The organism is Streptomyces sp. NPDC058401, assembly GCF_042722885.1.
GTDB lineage: Bacteria > Actinomycetota > Actinomycetes > Streptomycetales > Streptomycetaceae > Streptomyces.
The window spans coordinates 1-16,820 of the sequence record NZ_JBHXKA010000010.1 but is presented as its reverse complement, the minus strand read 5'-3'; the positions used below and the strand labels follow the sequence as shown (position 1 = coordinate 16,820).

Annotated in this window: 18 protein-coding genes; 6 read left to right on the top strand and 12 right to left on the bottom strand. The window is 73.8% G+C overall.

The genetic code is table 11. The annotated features are described in order from the left end of the window. Window positions 1-85 precede the first annotated feature (85 nt). Window positions 86-1,279 (bottom strand): cytochrome P450, encoded by a 1,194-nt coding sequence (locus ACFWNV_RS05535; protein WP_383940905.1) that lies wholly within the window; start codon window positions 1,277-1,279, stop codon window positions 86-88. A 116-nt stretch (window positions 1,280-1,395) separates the two neighbouring features. On the opposite strand from ACFWNV_RS05535, the gene ACFWNV_RS05530 reads away from it, so the two are divergent. Continuing rightward, entirely contained in the window at window positions 1,396-2,160 is a 765-nt protein-coding gene (locus ACFWNV_RS05530; RefSeq protein WP_383940903.1) for a dienelactone hydrolase family protein, read from the top strand. A 177-nt stretch (window positions 2,161-2,337) separates the two neighbouring features. After that, window positions 2,338-3,462 carry an allantoicase gene (alc, locus tag ACFWNV_RS05525; RefSeq protein ID WP_383940900.1) on the top strand — a complete coding sequence of 375 codons (1,125 nt, stop codon included), beginning with the start codon at window positions 2,338-2,340 and terminating at the stop codon, window positions 3,460-3,462. Between the two features lie 108 nt (window positions 3,463-3,570). Here the strand turns inward: alc and ACFWNV_RS05520 are convergent, their stop codons facing one another. After that, window positions 3,571-3,981, bottom strand: coding sequence for an organic hydroperoxide resistance protein (locus ACFWNV_RS05520; RefSeq protein ID WP_383940898.1), 411 nt, complete (start codon window positions 3,979-3,981; stop codon window positions 3,571-3,573). Window positions 3,982-4,108: 127 nt separating this feature from the next. Between ACFWNV_RS05520 and ACFWNV_RS05515 the strand changes: the two genes are divergently transcribed. Beyond that, window positions 4,109-4,582 (top strand): MarR family winged helix-turn-helix transcriptional regulator, encoded by a 474-nt coding sequence (locus tag ACFWNV_RS05515; RefSeq protein ID WP_250741572.1) that lies wholly within the window; start codon window positions 4,109-4,111, stop codon window positions 4,580-4,582. On the opposite strand, the gene ACFWNV_RS05510 is transcribed toward ACFWNV_RS05515, so the two are convergent. From ACFWNV_RS05510 to ACFWNV_RS05490, 5 genes are all read right to left on the bottom strand, one after another. Further along, complete coding sequence (locus tag ACFWNV_RS05510) at window positions 4,545-5,261, bottom strand: cytochrome b/b6 domain-containing protein (RefSeq protein ID WP_383940895.1); 717 nt, start codon at window positions 5,259-5,261, stop codon at window positions 4,545-4,547. The two genes, ACFWNV_RS05515 and ACFWNV_RS05510, sit on opposite strands and share 38 nt — an antisense overlap. Beyond that, window positions 5,245-5,910, bottom strand: coding sequence for a molybdopterin-dependent oxidoreductase (locus tag ACFWNV_RS05505; RefSeq protein ID WP_383941125.1), 666 nt, complete (start codon window positions 5,908-5,910; stop codon window positions 5,245-5,247). Before ACFWNV_RS05505 ends, ACFWNV_RS05510 begins: the two co-directional genes overlap by 17 nt. A gap of 267 nt (window positions 5,911-6,177) precedes the next feature. Then, window positions 6,178-7,539 (bottom strand): FAD-dependent oxidoreductase, encoded by a 1,362-nt coding sequence (locus ACFWNV_RS05500; protein ID WP_383940893.1) that lies wholly within the window; start codon window positions 7,537-7,539, stop codon window positions 6,178-6,180. 105 nt (window positions 7,540-7,644) lie between these two features. Next, window positions 7,645-7,974 (bottom strand): hypothetical protein, encoded by a 330-nt coding sequence (locus tag ACFWNV_RS05495; RefSeq protein WP_383940891.1) that lies wholly within the window; start codon window positions 7,972-7,974, stop codon window positions 7,645-7,647. 116 nt (window positions 7,975-8,090) lie between these two features. Continuing rightward, entirely contained in the window at window positions 8,091-8,885 is a 795-nt protein-coding gene (locus ACFWNV_RS05490) for a hypothetical protein (protein WP_383940888.1), read from the bottom strand. A gap of 100 nt (window positions 8,886-8,985) precedes the next feature. On the opposite strand from ACFWNV_RS05490, the gene ACFWNV_RS05485 reads away from it, so the two are divergent. Continuing rightward, on the top strand, window positions 8,986-9,519 hold the full coding sequence (locus tag ACFWNV_RS05485) for an HAD domain-containing protein (protein ID WP_383940885.1): 534 nt from the start codon (window positions 8,986-8,988) through the stop codon (window positions 9,517-9,519). Between the two features lie 188 nt (window positions 9,520-9,707). Then, the gene (locus tag ACFWNV_RS05480) at window positions 9,708-10,469 is read left to right on the top strand and encodes a DUF1524 domain-containing protein (RefSeq protein WP_383940883.1); all 762 of its coding nucleotides are present in this window, start codon (window positions 9,708-9,710) and stop codon (window positions 10,467-10,469) included. Window positions 10,470-10,475: 6 nt separating this feature from the next. On the opposite strand, the gene ACFWNV_RS05475 is transcribed toward ACFWNV_RS05480, so the two are convergent. The 4 genes from ACFWNV_RS05475 to ACFWNV_RS05460 form a co-directional block, all read right to left on the bottom strand. Next, window positions 10,476-11,648: a hypothetical protein gene (locus ACFWNV_RS05475; protein WP_383940880.1), complete on the bottom strand. Its 1,173-nt coding sequence runs from the start codon at window positions 11,646-11,648 to the stop codon at window positions 10,476-10,478. 211 nt (window positions 11,649-11,859) lie between these two features. Next, the gene (locus ACFWNV_RS05470) at window positions 11,860-12,393 is read right to left on the bottom strand and encodes a GNAT family N-acetyltransferase (protein ID WP_383940877.1); all 534 of its coding nucleotides are present in this window, start codon (window positions 12,391-12,393) and stop codon (window positions 11,860-11,862) included. A 138-nt stretch (window positions 12,394-12,531) separates the two neighbouring features. Continuing rightward, window positions 12,532-13,548, bottom strand: coding sequence for an isopenicillin N synthase family dioxygenase (locus ACFWNV_RS05465; RefSeq protein ID WP_383940874.1), 1,017 nt, complete (start codon window positions 13,546-13,548; stop codon window positions 12,532-12,534). A 62-nt stretch (window positions 13,549-13,610) separates the two neighbouring features. Next, window positions 13,611-14,669 (bottom strand): GNAT family N-acetyltransferase, encoded by a 1,059-nt coding sequence (locus tag ACFWNV_RS05460; protein ID WP_383940871.1) that lies wholly within the window; start codon window positions 14,667-14,669, stop codon window positions 13,611-13,613. Between the two features lie 216 nt (window positions 14,670-14,885). Here ACFWNV_RS05460 and ACFWNV_RS05455 point away from each other — a divergent pair, with 216 nt between their 5' ends. Further along, window positions 14,886-15,638: a VOC family protein gene (locus tag ACFWNV_RS05455; protein ID WP_383941122.1), complete on the top strand. Its 753-nt coding sequence runs from the start codon at window positions 14,886-14,888 to the stop codon at window positions 15,636-15,638. A 39-nt stretch (window positions 15,639-15,677) separates the two neighbouring features. On the opposite strand, the gene ACFWNV_RS05450 is transcribed toward ACFWNV_RS05455, so the two are convergent. Beyond that, window positions 15,678-16,775 carry a PHP domain-containing protein gene (locus ACFWNV_RS05450; RefSeq protein ID WP_383940868.1) on the bottom strand — a complete coding sequence of 366 codons (1,098 nt, stop codon included), beginning with the start codon at window positions 16,773-16,775 and terminating at the stop codon, window positions 15,678-15,680. Window positions 16,776-16,820: the final 45 nt, after the last annotated feature.

The following is a 16,820-nucleotide window of genomic DNA, read 5'->3' as shown; positions in this document are numbered from 1 at the left end:
GCTGAGGCCGGTACCGGACGACTCGCGGTGGCATCGCCCTCCTCCGACGGATCCCGGGCCGCGGACCCGGGCCCGGCCGCCGGGGCTACCAGCGCAGCGGGAGGCGGCTCACGCCGTGCATCAGGGTGCCCGGCAGCCAGGCCCGCGGGCCGGCTTGCGGGTCCTCGGCCAGGTCGGGGAAGCGTTCGAGCAGGGAACGGATGGCGATGCGGCCCTCCATGCGCGCCAGCGGGGCGCCGATGCAGAAGTGGAGTCCGTGGCCGAAGGCCAGGTGGCCCTGCGGGGCGCGGCCGATGTCGAAGACCCCGGGGTCCGCGAAACGGGCGGGGTCGCGGTCGGCGCCGCTCAGGGAGACGAACACGGTGGCCCCGGCCGGGATGATGGTGCCGCCCACGTCGAGGGGTTCGCGGGCGAAGCGGTACGTGGTGTGCTGCACGGGGCCGTCGTAGCGGAGCATCTCCTCGACCGCTCCGTCGATCAGCCCGTCCGGGTCGGCTCGCAGTGCGGCCAGTTGGGCGGGGTGCGCGAGCAGGGCCCGTACGCCGTTGGAGATCAGGTTGACGGTGGTCTCGTGGCCCGCGATCAGCAACAGGAAGGCCATCCCGATGACCTCGTCGGGGGACAGGGAGTCCCCGTCCTCGTCGCTGGTGCGGATCAGCGCGCTGAGCAGGTCCTCGCCGGGGTCCTTGGACTTGGCCCCGATGAGCTCCACCAGGTAGGCCCCCATCATCTGGTTCGCGGTGCTGTTCGCTTCGGGCGAGGTGGGGGAGACGATCTCGTTGGACCAGTACCGGAACCTGGCCCGGTCGAGGTCGGGGACGCCGAGCAGCTCGCAGATGACGGTCATCGGCAGCGGGAACGCCAGCGTCTCGATCAGGTCGCCGCCGCGCTCGGGCCGGGCGGCCATCGCGTCGAGCAGTTCGTCGGTGATCTGCTGGATCCGCGCCCGCATGCCCTCCATCCGGCGCGCGGTGAACTCCCGTGACACCAGGCGTCGCAGCCGCGTGTGGTGCGGCGGGTCGGATTCCAGCATGTTGGAGTTCACGGCGCTGAGCTGGATGTCCGGAAAGTTGCCCGAAGCGCGCCAGTCCTTGGACAGCATCGGGTCGTTGAGCGCGCGGCGCGCCTCCTCGTGCCCGACGATCATCCAGGTCGGCACGGTGTCGCCGGCGTTGAGGATGATCTGGTGGACGGGCCCTTCCGCACGCATCCGCTCGTAGAACGCATACGGGTCGGCGTCGAACTCTTCCGCGCTGGCGCTGATGTCCACTACTGGCATCGGACCACGGTACGCCCCCAACCGGGGCCCGGTGGGGGCGGTTTCCGGACACTCCGGGACAAGACCCCGATCACGGTAGTCTGCGGCCTTCGCCAAACGAATAGAGGGGGACGGCCATGACGACCGCATGCGAGGTAGTCCGGACGACGGTGGAGGTCGTCACGCGGGACGGAGCCGCCGATGCCTATCTGGCCCGGCCCGACGGCGAAGGCCCGTACCCGGGGGTGCTGTTGTACGTGAACGCGCTCGGGATCCGTCCGCACGTCAAATCGGTGGCGGACCGGATCGCGGCGGCCGGTTACGTCGTGCTGATGCCCAACCTCTTCTACCGCCACGGGCGCGCACCGGTGTTCGAGCTTCCGGAGTTCGTGGACTTCGGCCGGCAGCCGGAGCTCTTCGACCGGGTCGGCCCGGTCCTCGATTCGCTGACCGCCGAGCTGGCGATGCGCGACGCCGAGGCCTATCTGGAGCGGCTCGCGGGCCTTCCGGAGGTGGCCGCCGGGCCGGTGGCGCTCACGGGGTACTGCCTGGGCGCCCGGCTGGCCCTGCTCACGGCGGGCACGTATCCCCAGCGGGTGGCGGCCGCGGCCGGTTTCCACGGCGGGTTCCTGGCCACGGACGCGCCGGACAGTCCGCACCTGGTGGCGCACCGGGTCACCGCCGAGCTGTACTTCGGCCACGCGGACCAGGACCCGTCCCTGCCGGCCGAGGAGATCGACCGGCTGGCGAAGGCCCTTTCGGCGGCGGGCGTCCGCCACCAAGCCGAGGTGTACGAGGGCGCGGCGCACGGCTACACGCTGGCCGACACGAGTTCCTACGACGCGGCTTCGGACGAGCGGCACTGGTCCGCGCTGTTCGCCCTGCTGGCCCGGACGTTCTGAGTTCCGCGGGCCCGGCGCACTGCCGGGCCCGCGGTGCAGCCCGCCTGCACCGTTCAGGTCTGCTGAAAGGAATGATCGAAAACAATCGATGGACCTGCGCAATCCCGCCGGGCGAGAGTAAGGGCATCCCACCGAGTCCCAACTCCCTTACCGGCAACGGAAAGCAGGCTTCCGCACATGCAGCTCCCGACCACAGATTTCGCCGCCGCACCCTACGTCTCGGGCGATCCGTACGCCGACTACCGCGGCGGCACCTTCGGCTTCTCCCACCTGACCGACCTCGCCGACCGGCGGCTCGGCGCGGGGGTCATCGCGGCCAACGACGAGTTCTTCGCCGAGCGGGAGAACCTCCTGCTGCGCACTCCGGCCGTCTTCGACGTGCACGACTACGGCAACAAGGGCAAGGTGATGGACGGTTGGGAGACCCGGCGCCGGCGCGGAGCCCGCGCGGACGAGCCGTTCCCGACGGACTCCGACCACGACTGGGCACTGATCCGCCTCGGCGCCCCCGGCGTCATCCGCGGGATCGTCGTCGACACCGCACACTTCCGCGGCAACCACCCGCAGCAGGTCAGCGTGTGGGCGGCGGCCTTCGAAGGGACGCCCTCGGCCGCCGAACTCCTCGAACGGGCGGACGCCTGGGAGGAGATCGTCCCCCGCACTCCCGTGTACGGCCACGCCGCGAACGGGTTCGCGGTCGACTCCGAGCGCCGCTGGACGCACCTGCGGGTCAACCAGCATCCCGACGGGGGCATCGCCCGCCTGCGGGTCCACGGCGAGGTGCTGCCCGCCCCCGAGTGGCTGGCCCTGCTCGGCGCGGTGGACGTGGCCTGCGTGGTCAACGGCGGGGTCGTGGAGGATGCCTCGGACGGCTTCTACTCCTCCCCCGGGAACACGATCATGCCGGGGCTGTCGCAGAAGCAGGACGACGGCTGGGAGACGCGCCGGCGCCGTGACAAGGGGAACGACTGGATCGCGTACCGGCTGGCCGGCCAGTGCGAGATCCGTGCGGTGGAGGTGGACACCGCGAACCTGAAGGGAAACGCGGCCGGCTGGGTGTCCCTGTCCGTCAAGAACGGCGCGGACGGCGCGTGGAAGCAGGTCCTCCCGCGCACCCGGCTGGAGCCCGACAGCCCGCACCGGCTGCCGCTCGCCGCACCGGTCCTGGCCACGCACGCCCGGATCGACGTCTACCCGGACGGCGGATTCGCCCGGCTGCGCCTGCACGGCCGCCTCACCGACGCCGGAGCCGCCGCCCTCACCGCCCGCGCGGCGCGTGCGGCGGGGGAAACGGGGATCTAGCTCTGACGCGGAAGGGCGGCGACTCCGGCAGCACGCCCGGAGCCGCCGCCCTTCGCGGCCCGATCGACTTGATCCGTCTGATCCGTCCGATCCGCCTGATCCGTCTGACTACTCGACGACGAGTTCCACGGGGATGTTGCCGCGCGTGGCCCGGGAGTAGGGGCAGACCTCGTGCGCCTGCTTGACCAGCAGGGTGCCGGTCTCCCCCAGCAGGGCCTCGGGGAGTTCCACGCGCAGGACGACGGCCAGCCCGAAGCCCGCGCCGTCCTTGCCGATGGAGACCTCCGCGGTCACCGAGACCTCACTGGTGTCGACCTTGGCCTGGCGGCCGACCAGCCCGAGGGCGCTGGCGAAGCAGGCGGCGTATCCGGCCGCGAAGAGCTGCTCGGGGTTGGTGCCCAGGCCGTTGCCGCCGAGGGCCGGCGGCATGGCCAGCGCCAGGTCGATCTGGCCGTCGGAGCTGACGGCGCGGCCTTCGCGGCCGTTGGCGGTGGCGACAGCGGTGTAGATCGCGTCCATCTCGGGGGTTCCTCTCAAGGGGCGGAGGCGGGGCCGCCGACCGGCGGCCTCGCTCCATCAATATGGCACACAATTAAGTTGTGCACAATTTAGTTGCCGACACGACACCCCGGGTACACTGGCCCCCATGACCGAGCAATCGACCGACGCCCTCCCCGACCAGGACTTCCTGCGCCTCGATGGCCAGATCTGCTTCGCGCTCGGCGCGGCGAACCGCGCCTTCGGCGGGCTCTACCGGGTCGTCCTGAAGGACCTCGGGCTGACCTACCCCCAGTACCTGGTGATGCTGGTGCTGTGGGAGCACGGCGAGCTGCCGGTCAAGCAGCTCGGACAGCACCTGCGGCTCGACTCGGGCACCCTCTCCCCGCTCCTCAAGCGGCTGGAGGCGGCCGGCCTGATCGTGCGCGAGCGCAGCGCGGCCGACGAACGGTCCGTGCACGTACGGCCCACCGAGGCCGGTACGGCGCTGCGCGCGCGAGCCGTCGAGGTGCCCCGGCGCATCGCGGCCGCGACCGGCTTCGAACTCTCCGAGGTCAAGGACCTCCAGGACCGCCTGCGGCGGCTCACCGCCGCCCTGGACGCGGCGGTTCCGCCGGAGTAGGGCGCCCGGCCCGTGCGGAGGAGGATCCGTGCGGGCGCCACAGGGGGTGCTCGCGCCGCGCCCAGTCGGCGGCCACCGAGCCCGTGCGCATACCGCGCCGGGCCTCCGGATCGCGGACGGCCATCATCACGTGGCCCCCGACGGCCGCGGCCATGGCGAGGGCCAGCCAGTCGTGCACGAAGGTGGCCCCGGTCCGCCAGGGCAGCGGGGTCAGCCCGGTGAACCACATCAGCAGACCGGTGCCGAGCATGACGAGGGCGGCCCCGGCGCTCCAGCTCGCGTAGAGCTTCTGCCCGGCGTTGAACTTGCCCGCCGGGCGCGCGGCCGGCCGGCGGTCGCGGCGCAGGGCGGCGCGCAGCCAGGTGCGGTCGTGCGGGCCGAAGCGGTTCAGCCGCCCCAGGTCCCCGCGGAAGGCCCGGGAGCCGAGCCCGAGCAGCACGGGGGCCGGGATCAGCAGTCCGGACCACTCGTGGACGGTGACCACGAGGTGGCGGCGGCCGACGAGTTCGGCCAGGGGCGGCAGGTAGAGGCAGGCCGCGCTCGCCAGGCACACCCCGGTCAGGGCGGCGGTGGCCAGGTGGACCAGCCGTACGGCGGGGGTGAACCGGGCGACGCGGGCGGGGTGTCCGGGCACGGCCTCTCCGGCGTGTCCGGCCGGGAGTTCAGACGGTCGGGGCATCGTCGCGTCCGTTCGACTTGCCGACCCAGGCGTCGACGTCGTAGCCGAGTTCCTCCCAGTAGCCGGGCCGGACGTCCCGGGTGAGGGTGATGCCCGACAGCCATTTCGCCGACTTGTAGAAGTACATGGGGGCCGCGTAGAGGCGGACCGGGCCGCCGTGGGCGTGACTCAGCGGCTTGTCCTGCATGTTCAGGGCGACCATGACGTCCTCGCGGCGGGCCTGCGGGAGCGTGAGGCTCTCGGTGTAGGTGCCGTCGAAGCAGGTGAACCGGATCGCGCGGGCCTCGGGGCGGACCCCGGCGGCGTCCAGCAGCCGGAAGAGCGGGACGCCCTCGAAGGGGGTCTCGGGGACCCGCCAGCCCGTCACGCACTGGACGTCGCGGACGATCCGGGTCAGCGGCAGGGCCCGCAGCGCGTCGAGGGTGTACGTGGCCGGGCGCTCGACCAGGCCGTCGACGGTCAGCCGGTAGTCGGCCGGGCCGCGCTCGGGGACCGAGGAGGCGACCGAGTAGTACCGGAACCCGCCGCCGCCCGGCAGCAGTCCGGTGAGCCCGGTGGGGTCCTTGCTCGCGGCCGCGCCCAGCACGGCGTCGAAGCCCGACTGGAGCTTCGGCGCGAGGGCCAGTCCGAGGGCGCCGAGCCCCACCATGCCGAGGACCAGCCGCCGGCCGACGGGGACACCACGGCCGTCGGGATCGTCAGCGGGGGCGGGGTCTGGGTCGGGATCGAGGTCCGGGCCGGGGTGCTGGTCTGTGCTCACACGGTGATTCGACCACCCGCGGCACCCCCGCGGCCAGGGTCCGCGCCCGCCCGTCAGAGTTCCGTAAGACGCGCGCGCAGGCCCGTACGGCAGTCCGGCCGGGCCCGCACACGGCGGGACCGGCCGGACTCCGGGGACCGGGCCCGGGAGGCGGGACTACGCGCCGCTGGCCTTGAGCATGTCCTCGCGCTCGACGAGCTTCACGCGCTCGCGGCCCTGCGGCTCGCCCAGCGCCTTCTCGGCGGCGTCGAGCTTGTACCAGCCCTCCCACGTCGTGAAGCGGACCTCCTTCTGCGCGAGGAAGGTCTCGACCGCCTCCGGCTCGGGAGCGGCCGGCGTCAGCAGGTTGCCGGCCGAGTGGTCGGCGAGCAGGCTGGCGACCGTCTCGTTCGCGTCGCCCTTGGTGTGGCCGATCAGGCCGATCGGGCCGCGGCGGATCCAGCCGGTGACGTACGTGGACGCCAGGTGCGCGCCGGCCTCGATGACGCGGCCGGCCTCGTCCGGAACCGTGCCGGAGTCGACGTCCCACGGCAGCTTGGGCAGCTCGTCGGAGAGGTAGCCGACGGCGCGGTAGACGGACTGGACGTCCCAGTCGGTGAAGGTGCCGGTGCCCTTGACGTTGCCGGTGCCGTCGAGTTCGGTGCGCTCGGTGCGCAGGCCCACGACCTTGCCGTCCTCGCCGAGGACCTCGGTGGGCGACTCGAAGAAGTGCAGGAAGAGCTTGTGCGGGCGCTCGCCTATGTCGCGGATCGCCCAGTTCTCCAGGGTCTTGGCGACCATGTCCGCCTGCTTGTTGGAGCGGCGGGTGGTGATCGAACCCTCGTCGTAGTCGATGTCCTCGGGGTTGACGATGACCTCGATGTTCGGCGAGTGGTCGAGCTCGCGCAGCTCCATCGGGCTGAACTTGGCCTGCGCGGGGCCGCGGCGGCCGAAGACGTGGACTTCGAGGGCCTTGTTGGCCTTGAGGCCGTCGAAGACGTTCGCCGGGATCTCGGTCGGCAGCAGCTCGTCGGCGGTCTTGGCGAGGATGCGGGCCACGTCGAGGGCGACGTTGCCGACGCCGAGGACGGCGACCTTCTCGGCCTCCAGCGGCCAGGTGCGCGGCACGTCGGGGTGGCCGTCGTACCAGGAGACGAAGTCGGCGGCGCCGTAGGAGCCGTCGAGGTCGACACCGGGGATGGTGAGCGCGCGGTCCGCGGTGGCGCCGGTGGAGAAGATCACGGCGTCGTAGAAGGAGCGCAGCTCGTCGAGGCTGATGTCGTTCGGGTAGTCGACGTTGCCGAAGAGGCGGACCTGCGGCTTGTCGAGCACCTGGTGCAGGGCGGTGATGATGCCCTTGATGCGGGGGTGGTCGGGAGCGACGCCGTAGCGGATCAGACCGAAGGGAGCCGGCATCCGTTCGAAGATGTCGATGGACACACCCGGCTCGACGGCCGCCTCGGACTTCAGCAGGGCGTCGGCGGCGTAGATGCCGGCGGGGCCGGCACCGACGATTGCTACCCGCAGGGGGCGAGGCATGGCTGGGTTCCCTTCGAACGGCGAAAGACTCGATCAAGAGGAACCCTAAGCTAAGGGCAGCCTAACTCGGCACCCACCCCCTGGTTATACCCCCATAAGAAAACCTTATGACGCCCCCAAGCCCTGATTGGAGTCGGCATGGGCCTCGCGAGCCGTGAGCTGCCCCTGAAGGAAGGCGTCGGTATCGGGTGAATACGGCCCGCCGTGGTCGAAGAGCAGCTCCGTGATGCGCCGCCATTCCGCGACGGCGGCGCGGGTGGCGGCGTCGGCGCTCTCCAGGTCGCCCGCGGCCTCCGCGGCGGCGGCCTCGGCGGCCTCGAGCGCCTCCTCGGCCTGGTGGTGGGTCAGGCCGACGGCCTGATCCCGTACCCGGGCGCGGGCCGCGCGCTCCGCGTCGGAGGGGACGTGCGGTTCGTTGGCGGCGTCGTCGGTCACGGCTGTTCTGCCTCTGCTTCCGGTTCCGGGGAGGGTGGGGGTGGTGCGGTTGGTGGCGATGGTGGGGATGGTGGGGATCTTCGTGGGCGGGCGTTGCGGGCGGATCCGGCCCGGGGTCACCAGGTTTCGGTGACGGTCACGGGGAACTCCTCGCGCGTACGAACCGTGACCGTGCCCGCATCCGTGCCCCCGTACACCTCGTGTCGCCAGGCCGCGAAGACCCGTACCACCCTGCGGGCATCGTCGCCGCGGCCCTTGCCCGCCGCGCGGGTGGTGAAGCTCACCTCCGCGAGGCCCCTCCCGCGCACCTTGCGGACGCGGACCTCGCCGATGCCGTCCGCGGAGACGAACGTGTCCTCGTCGGTGCGGTGCTCCGCGTAGTAGGCGACGAAGTCCCGCCTCATGTCGAACCACCCGGCCGCCCCGCAGGGACCCGCGCCATTGGTGGCGGGGCCGGGTCCGGAGGCGCCGTCCGTGGGCGGGTCGGGCGCGCCGGTGTCCTGATCGGTGGGCGGACCGGCGGGGCCGCCCGTCTCCTCGTCCGTCGGGGGACCGGCGTCACCCCCGGTCTCCCCGTCCGTGGGCGGGCCCGCGTATCCGCCCGTCTCCTCGTCGGTCGGGGGACCGGCGTATCCGTCCGTCTCCCCGTCCGTGGGCGGGCCCGCGTATCCGCCCGTCTGCTCCTCCGTCGGGACGTCGGGCGCGGCGGTGGACCCGCCCGGGCCCGCATCCGTGCCCTCCGCACCCTCCAGATCGCAGCGCTCCGGACCGGGCACCGCCACGGGAGCGGCCGGCCCGGCCGCCTCCCCGGCCCGTACGGTGCCACAGGCCGCGAGTCCGGCGCACAGGAGTACCGTCACCAGCCCGGCCAGGGCCGTCCGCCCGGTCCGGGATGCCGCAGTCGTCGTCATGTCATCTCCCCCTCGGCCATATAGAGGGCTCCGCGCGGGCCGCGGTTCCCTGCCGGGCCGCCGTTCCCGCAGGTCCGGGGGCGTGGTATCGCTGTGCCGCATGACGAACCCCCCGACTCCCCCGATCCCCCTCGTGGCGCGGCCCGTCCTCTTCCTCGACGTGGACGGCCCCCTCATCCCGTTCGGGTCCGCCCAGGCCTACCCGGTCTACGAGTCCCCCGGCGCGCCGGGCGGAGCCGGCCACAACCCCCTTCTCTCCCGGCTCGATCCCGCGCTCGGGCCGCGGCTCGCCGGTCTGCCGTGCGAGCTCGTCTGGGCCACGACCTGGATGGACGACGCCAACGCCTGCGTCGCTCCTCGGCTCGGGCTGCCGGACCTGCCGGTGGCGGACTGGCCCGAGCCCTCCGCCGCGGACCTCGTGAGCGGCACCCACTGGAAGACCGCCGGCCTCGTCGCGTGGGCCGCGGGCCGGGCGTTCGCCTGGGTCGACGACGAGATCGGCGACGCGGACCGCCGGTGGGTGGCCGCCCACCACCACGGCCCGGCCCTCCTGCACCGGGTCGACCCCCGGACCGGCCTCGGGGACGCCGACTTCGCCGTCCTGGAGGCATGGCTGCGCACCCACGGCGCGTGATCCCGGGCGGCAACGGGGGCCTGCGCCGGAGCCGCCCCCGACCCGGTCCGGAGCCGCCCCAGCCCGTCACCCGGCGTACGCCCGGCGAGCGTTCGCCGCCCGCCGGGCCAACGGGCCTGGCTTCGAGCCCCGTCCGGCATGGGTAGGCTTCCCGCGACACAGTGGGCTGCGGGGTTCGGGGTGGGGTCATGGGGCGTCAGATGCGCGTGCCCGGTGCGGTACTGGCGGCCGTGCTGCTGCTGGCCGTCGCCGGCTGTTCCGGAACGACGGGCGGGGCCGGGTCGGGTCCCGGCGACGATCCGAAGCCGGGCGGCGGCGCGCCTTCGGCTCCCGCCACCTCCGCCGCACCCGGCAAGTCCCCCGCTCCCGCCGACGGGAAGCCCCCCTCCGGCGACGTGCTCCCCGGCATGGTCGGCGTGTCCGTGGCCCGTACGCAGCTGGCCGCGCTGAAGGTGGCGCCGCCGGGAACCATGTCCGGCTACAGCCGGGACAAGTTCACGCATTGGGCGGAGCAGGGCGACAAGTGCGACACCCGCGAGGTCGTCCTCCAGCGGGACGGCGCGAACGTCACCCGGGACTCCCAGTGCAAGGCCGTGTCCGGCACGTGGAAGAGCCTGTACGACGAGGTGGTGGTCACCGAGGCCTCGAAGATGGACATCGACCACATGGTGCCCCTCGCCGAAGGCTGGCGCTCCGGTGCGGCCGGCTGGGACGCCGCGAAGCGCAAGGCCTTCGCGAACGATCTGACGCGCCCCCAACTGCTCGCGGTGACGGCCTCCTCGAACCGCTCGAAGGGCGACCAGAGCCCCGACCTGTGGCAGCCGCCGTCGAAGGCGTCCTGGTGCCAGTACGGGCGGGCCTGGACCACCGTCAAGTCCGTGTACGGCCTGACCGTCACCGAGCCCGAGAAGAAGATGCTCTCCACCATGCTCGACACCTGCGCGGGCTGACGCCGTTCACCCCAGGACGGCGATGCCCAGGGGACGCGAGCCCGCCGCGAGCCGGCGGCTGCTCCCGCTGTCGAGGTCCACGACCGTGATGCCGTTCCAGTAGCCGTCCCGGGTGTAGCCGCCGGTGACGTAGGCCGTCCGCCCGTCCCGGGACACGGCCACGTCCTCGTGCGGTCCGTCCAGCGGGTACACCCGCTCCGAGCCGTCGGGGGAACGGACCGTGAGGGAGGGCCCCTTGCCCTTGCCGGGTTCCACCGCCCCCGTGCCGACCACCAGCAGCCGGCCGTCCGCGGTGACCGCGGCCCCGTGCTGGTGGGTGTCGGCGGTCATCTTCTCCACGGTGGTGCGGCCCGTCCGCGGATCCACCACCGCGAGCCGCTCGCCCTCGAAGGGCAGGAGCAGCATCCCGTCGGCCGGCCGTACGGCGGCGTAGTGCGGTTTCAGCCAGGAGCCGAGGCCGCCCTCCGTCCCGTAGGGGGCGACCTCGATGCGGCGCGGCGCCGGTCCGGCAGGGCCCGCGGACCCGACCGGCACGACGGTGACGTCGAAGGAGTCGTGGCCGGTGACGTACACCTCCGAGCCGTCGCGCGAGACGTCCACGTCGAAGGGCCGCCGGCCCACCGGGACCACCATCGTGACCTCGCTCCCCGCCGTGTCGACCACCTCCAGGACACCGGTGGTCCCGGGTACGTTGACCCCGACGTACGCGTGCGCGCCGTCGGGCGAGAGCGCGATGCCCATGCCTCCGCCCCGGTACTCGCCGCCGGTCACCGGCCCGGTGCCGGTGGTGCGGTACGGGATCAGGGCCGTGCGGGTCCGCGTCTTCGTGTCCACGACGGCGACCCCCTCGGCCGTGGCCACCCAGGCCCGGCCGTCCGCGCCGACCGCCAGCCCGTACGGGGCCCTGCCCACCCGCACCGAGCCGACCGCACCGCGCTCGGGGTCCACGAAGGTGACCGTGTCGGCCCCGAAGTCGGCGACCAGCAGGGTGCCGCCCGGGGTGCTCGCGGCCGTCGGCAGCGGAGAGGCCGCCGAGGGGGCGGGGGCGGTGGGGGCGGCTGCCCGGGGTGCGCCGGGAGCGGAGCAGGCCCCCAGCAGCAGTGCTCCGGCGAGGGCCGCGAGGGCGGTACGGGATCCCCGTACGCGGCGGCGCGGGTGCGGGCGGTCGTGCTGCGGCATGGGCGTGGCCCCTCTCGGTTCCGGGGGCGGGGCCGGTGGTGCGCCCGCTCCCCCGTACCCATCCTCACCGCGCGGGGCCGCCCGACCGCTCGGCCCGGCGGCCGACAGCGGGGTCAGCCGATCGGTCGATGCGGAGGAGACGAACCGGAGGCGGACCGGAGACGGACCAGAGACGGGGCGGAGACGGACCTGAGGCGGACCGGGCCGCGGCTCAGCCCTCGTACTCCGTGAGGTCGATGCCGTGGAGGTTCAGGAGCGCGTGGGTCTCCGGGTGGTTGATGTCCTTCTCGGCGGCCATGCCGAGCTTGCGGATCACGTTCTCCGACTCGTCGTTGCCCGCGCGGTTGACGGCGACGACCCGGTCCAGACCCCGCTCCTGGAGGGCGAACTCCAGGGTGGCGTGCGCGGCCTCGGATCCGTAGCCCTGACCCCAGTAGGACCGGCCGAGCCGCCAGGTGATCTCCGCCGCGGGCAGGACCTCGGGCAGCCACCACGGCATGGACAGGCCGACGGCTCCGATCAGCTCTCCGGAGGCCAGCAGCTCCACGGCGAAGATCCCGAAGCCCTCCTCGTCCCACTCGTCCTCCCACCGCTCGATGGTCTCGGCGGTCTCCTCCAGGTCGAGGGTCTCGCCGTCGCCGATCCAGCGCATCACCTCGGGGTCGGCGAGGATCTCCGACAGGGGGACGAGGTCGTCCTCGGACCAGCGGCGGAGGAGGAGGCGGGGGGTACGGATCTCGGTCATGACACCCATCCTGCCGAACGTGCCGGACATCGGGTAATCGGGTCCCCGGCCGGGCCCCCGCAGGGCCGCTCCGGGGCCGTCGCCGGACCCTCGCAGGCCCCCGACCAGGCCACCACCGGGCCATGGCCAGGCCCTCGGCTAGGCCCCCGGACCCGCCCGACCGGTCACCGGGTCCTCCTCCGGGGCCCCCGCCGGGACGGTGATCGCGTCGAGCTGGGCCCGCAGGTGGACGTGCGAGTCAACCGGCTCGTGCACGATCCGCCCCAGGGGCGGCGGCAGGGGTTCCACCCGGGTGTGCGGATCGCACTCGTAGAAGTAGACCAGCGAGACCAGCTCCTCGGCCGGCACGTCGGCGGGCGGCGGCAGGACCCGGTGGCGGCCGGCCCGCCACCGGTCTCCGGTCCAGCGCGCCATCAGGTCTCCGATGTTCACGGTGAGCGCGGCCGGATCGTACGGGGCGTCCTGCCAGCCCTCGGCGTCCGTGTGGATCTGGAGGCCGCCGGCCCCCAGCTCGCGGTCCAGCACGGTGACGGTTCCGAAGTCGGTGTGCGCCCCGATGCGGAACTGGCCGGGCAGCGGCGGCCCGACGATCTCGGTGCCGGGGTACCAGTTGACGTTGAACCCCCAGGTGGGGTGACCGGTGTGGCGGGTGAAGTGGTCCGGGCCCAGGCCGAGGGCGGTGGCCAGCAGCTCCAGCAGCTCGTCGGAGAGCGCCCGCATCGCGGCCAGGTACTCCGTCACCAGGGGCCGCAGCGCGGGCACTTCGGCCGGCCACGCGTTGGGCCGGAACCACTCGGCGTCCACCGAGGGGATCCCCGTCGGGTCCTCCGCCGCCCAGGACCAGGATTCCTTGAGGTCCGGCGGGGAGGCCTCGCCCTCCGCGTAGCTGTTGGCCTCGGCGCCCGGGCCGAGCCAGCCGCGGCCGCCGACCGCGACGGCGTACGGGGCCTTGGCGGCGGCCGGGAGCCGGAAGAACGTGCGGGCGGCCTCCCGGATCCGCCGGGGCAGCTCCGGGTCCACCCCGTGCCCGGCCACCAGCAGGAAGCCTGCCGTCCGCAGCGCCTCGTCGACGCGGGCGGCCACGAGGCGGCGCGCCTCGGGGCCGCCGGTGCGCCACGGGCCGAGATCGATCGAGGGAACCTGGGAACTCGCCATGCGCGACCTGCTTTCCGAGCCGGGGGCGCGGCGGGAGCCCTGGGCGTGCGCCCGGGCTCCGCTCAGCCCCGTAGGACGTACCGGACCAGGCCCTCCCCCGTACCCGCCCCGGTGAAACCGGCCCGCCGCAGCACCGCCTGGGAGAGCGCGTTGTCCTCGTCCGTCGTGGCATCCAGCCGGGTGACGCCCGGCCGCCCGAGGGCCCACGCGGACAGTGCCTTCAGCCCGTCGGTGGCGTAGCCGTTGCCGCGCGCCGAGGGGACGAGGTCGTAGCCGACCTCGGTGCGCCCGTCCGCGTCCGGGGCGGCGTGGAAGCCCATGCCCCCGATGGCCTTGCGGTCGCTCGTGCGGACGATGACGTACGGTCCCCAGCCCGCCCGGTAGGTCCCCGCCTCCCGGGCCCGCGTGACGATCCCGGCGGCCTCCCGGGTGTCGTCGAGGGGGCCGTCCTCGACCCAGACGAAGCCGCCGTTGCCGCCGGCCTGGAGGTCGGCCGCGATGGCCGGGGACATGGGGAGGAGCAGTACGCGGCCGGCCGCGACGGGGTCGGCGTACCAGCGCCAGGCCGTCAGGGGGGCCAGGCCCGGGAGTTCGCCCCGGCCCGCGGCCCAGAGCAGGGTCGGCCAGGCCGCGCGGCCGCGCGGGAGGTGCGGGAAGAGCCGGTCCAGGACCCGTTCGGCCAGTGCGGGGTCCGGCTCCCAGTCGTGGACGCCGAGTCCGCCGAGGATGTCGTGGGTGTGCAGCAGGGTCTCGACGACGCCCATCGCCGCGAAGCCGTCCGCGCCCGCGTCCCCGTACGGGTGCCAGGCGCGGGCGCCCGGTCCGGCGAGGGCCACGGCGGCGGACAGGAACCCGCCGGTCGCCTCGATCAGGTCGACCAGGCCGGCCGGGCCGGTGCCCTCCTCGGCACGTATCTCCAGGGGGACGTACGCGTCGGTGGCGCGGACCGTGAGCTGGGCGGCGTAGGCGGTGAAGTCCTCGGCCACGTGGACGGCGGTGTCGCGGCAGCTCCAGTCCAGTCCGGCGGCCGGAACCTCCCAGTCCAGGTGCGCCACTTCCCGCAGCGCCCGGGTGGTGAGCGACACCGCCGTATCGATGTCCTCGGAATTCATGATCGTCATAGTGGGCACGGTAGGGGGCCCGGCCGGGTGCCGCCAAGGGGATATCCGTGGCCCACGGGCGGTGGTCCCGGTGGCGCGCCTGCGGGCCACGGCCGGGGACGGGGCGCTACTGCTTGTGCTCGGACGGCGCGCTGACAGCGCCCCGGTGAAGGGCGGAGCAAAACGGTGGAGATTTCGACGAGGGACGTCTTCGGGGCCCCGTGCTGGGTGAGCCTGATGGCACGGGACCTCGGCGCGGCCCAGCGGTTCTACGGTGAGGTCGCGGGCTGGCGGTTCCGGCCCGCGCGGCTCGGCGAGGCCTTCTCCGTCGCCGAGCTGGACGGCATGCCGGTGGCCGGGATCGGGGCGCTGGCCGGGGACCTCGCGGTGGCCGTGGCCTGGACCCCGTACTTCGCGGTCGACGACGCCGACGTGGCGGTGGACCGGATCCGGGAGCGCAGCGGCACGATCGCGGTCGGCCCGGTCTCCTTCGAGTCGGGGGGCCGCGGGGCGCTGGTGGCGGACCGGGACGGGGCGGTGTTCGGGATCTGGGAGGGCCAGGTCTCCTCGGGCTGGCGGGTCGGTACGGGGCAGGCCCCGGCCTGGCTGGAGCTGCGCACCCGGGACGCCTTCGAGTCGGCGATCTTCTACGGGGAGGTCCTGGAGTGGGCCACCGGCCGCGCCGGGTGCTGCGAGGTGGCGTACGAGGAGGACCGGGTGGTGCTGCGCCAGGACGGGGGCCCGGTGGCCCGCCTCGACAGCGGTCCCGTGGAGCCGGGTTCGTACAGCCCGTACACCCGGCCGCGCTGGCACGTGCACTTCCGGGTGCCCGCGCTGGAGCCCGCGGTGGAGGCGGCCGTCGCGCTCGGCGGCCGCACGGTGTCCGAGCCCGGGTCGAGCGCGACCGAGCGGTGGGTGTCGCTGCGCGATCCGGACGGGGCGCTCTTCACCCTCACCGCGTCCCGGACGGACGACGGGAGCGACGGGTAGGCCCTGGTCCACTTCTGCCTGGTCTACGGGCCTACGGGTCTACGGGGTCTGTGGGGCCTGTGGGGCCTGTGGGGCCTGTGGGGCCTGTGGGGCCTGTGGGGCCTGTGGCAGTCGGCGGGTGCGGGTCCAGGCGGTGAGATCGGCCGCGGACCAGGTGTTGACCACCCGGTCGGCCGTCACCCCGCATTCCAGGGCGCGTTCGCAGCCGAGGGTCTGCCAGTCGAGCTGGCCCGGGGCGTGCGCGTCGGTGTCGATCGCGAAGAGGGTGCCCGCGGCCACGGCGAGCCGCAGCAGCCGGCGCGGCGGGTCCAGCCGCTCGGGCCGGCTGTTGATCTCCACGGCGGCGCCCGACTCGGCGCAGGCCGCGAAGACCGCCTCGGCGTCGAACTCCGACTCCGGCCGGGTCTTGCCCGTCACCAGCCGCCCGGTGCAGTGGCCGAGGACGTCGAGGTGCGGATTGCGGACGGCGGCGACCATCCGCCGGGTCATGGCGGGGGCGGCCATCCGGAGCTTGGAGTGGACGGAGCCGACGACGAGGTCCACCTCGGCCAGGAGTTCCGGCTCCTGGTCCAGCGATCCGTCGTCGAGGATGTCGCACTCGATACCGGTGAGCAGCCGGAACGGGGCCCAGGTGGCGTTGAGTTCGGCGACCGTGCGCAGCTGCTCCCGCAGCCGCTCGGGGGTGAGCCCCCGAGCAATGGTCAGGCGCGGCGAGTGGTCGGTGAGCACCGCCCACTCGTGCCCGAGGTCGGCCGCGGCCCGGGCCATCGCCTCGATGGGGCTGCCCCCGTCCGACCAGTCGGAGTGCAGGTGGCAGTCACCGCGCAGGGCTGCGCGCAGGGCGAGGGCCTCAGGGCTCGGGGGCGGGCCCGCGGGGTGGGCCGCGACCTTCTCCTCCAGCCCCTGCAGGTACGCGGGGATCGCTCCGCCGAGGGCTTCGCGGACGACCTGGCCGGTCTTCGGGCCGATGCCCTTGACCGCTTCGAGGGTGCCCGCGGCGACCCGTTCGGCGAGCTCGCCCTCGCCCATCCTGCCGAGGGCGGCGGCCGCCGTGCGGAAGGCCTGGACCCGGTAGGTCGGCTCCTGGGCACGTTCCAGCAGGAAGGCGATCCGGTCCAGCGCGGCCACCGGGTCCATCGCGTGTCTCCCTCCGCCAAGCGGTGAAACGGCGGGGAGGGGGCG

What these genes read in the sequence shown, in the direction of transcription:
- ACFWNV_RS05480 (WP_383940883.1), top strand. Translation starts at nt 9,708, where the DNA reads ATGGGGCGTCAGATGCGCGTGCCCGGTGCGGTACTGGCGGCCGTGCTG.
- ACFWNV_RS05520 (WP_383940898.1), bottom strand. Translation starts at nt 3,981, where the DNA reads ATGGACGCGATCTACACCGCTGTCGCCACCGCCAACGGCCGCGAAGGC.
- ACFWNV_RS05510 (WP_383940895.1), bottom strand. Translation starts at nt 5,261, where the DNA reads ATGCCCCGACCGTCTGAACTCCCGGCCGGACACGCCGGAGAGGCCGTG.
- ACFWNV_RS05460 (WP_383940871.1), bottom strand. Translation starts at nt 14,669, where the DNA reads ATGACGATCATGAATTCCGAGGACATCGATACGGCGGTGTCGCTCACC.
- alc (WP_383940900.1), top strand. Translation starts at nt 2,338, where the DNA reads ATGCAGCTCCCGACCACAGATTTCGCCGCCGCACCCTACGTCTCGGGC.
- ACFWNV_RS05530 (WP_383940903.1), top strand. Translation starts at nt 1,396, where the DNA reads ATGACGACCGCATGCGAGGTAGTCCGGACGACGGTGGAGGTCGTCACG.
- ACFWNV_RS05500 (WP_383940893.1), bottom strand. Translation starts at nt 7,539, where the DNA reads ATGCCTCGCCCCCTGCGGGTAGCAATCGTCGGTGCCGGCCCCGCCGGC.
- ACFWNV_RS05490 (WP_383940888.1), bottom strand. Translation starts at nt 8,885, where the DNA reads ATGACGACGACTGCGGCATCCCGGACCGGGCGGACGGCCCTGGCCGGG.
- ACFWNV_RS05475 (WP_383940880.1), bottom strand. Translation starts at nt 11,648, where the DNA reads ATGCCGCAGCACGACCGCCCGCACCCGCGCCGCCGCGTACGGGGATCC.
- ACFWNV_RS05515 (WP_250741572.1), top strand. Translation starts at nt 4,109, where the DNA reads ATGACCGAGCAATCGACCGACGCCCTCCCCGACCAGGACTTCCTGCGC.
- ACFWNV_RS05485 (WP_383940885.1), top strand. Translation starts at nt 8,986, where the DNA reads ATGACGAACCCCCCGACTCCCCCGATCCCCCTCGTGGCGCGGCCCGTC.
- ACFWNV_RS05455 (WP_383941122.1), top strand. Translation starts at nt 14,886, where the DNA reads ATGGCACGGGACCTCGGCGCGGCCCAGCGGTTCTACGGTGAGGTCGCG.
- ACFWNV_RS05505 (WP_383941125.1), bottom strand. Translation starts at nt 5,910, where the DNA reads ATGGTGGGGCTCGGCGCCCTCGGACTGGCCCTCGCGCCGAAGCTCCAG.
- ACFWNV_RS05470 (WP_383940877.1), bottom strand. Translation starts at nt 12,393, where the DNA reads ATGACCGAGATCCGTACCCCCCGCCTCCTCCTCCGCCGCTGGTCCGAG.
- ACFWNV_RS05465 (WP_383940874.1), bottom strand. Translation starts at nt 13,548, where the DNA reads ATGGCGAGTTCCCAGGTTCCCTCGATCGATCTCGGCCCGTGGCGCACC.
- ACFWNV_RS05450 (WP_383940868.1), bottom strand. Translation starts at nt 16,775, where the DNA reads ATGGACCCGGTGGCCGCGCTGGACCGGATCGCCTTCCTGCTGGAACGT.
- ACFWNV_RS05535 (WP_383940905.1), bottom strand. Translation starts at nt 1,279, where the DNA reads ATGCCAGTAGTGGACATCAGCGCCAGCGCGGAAGAGTTCGACGCCGAC.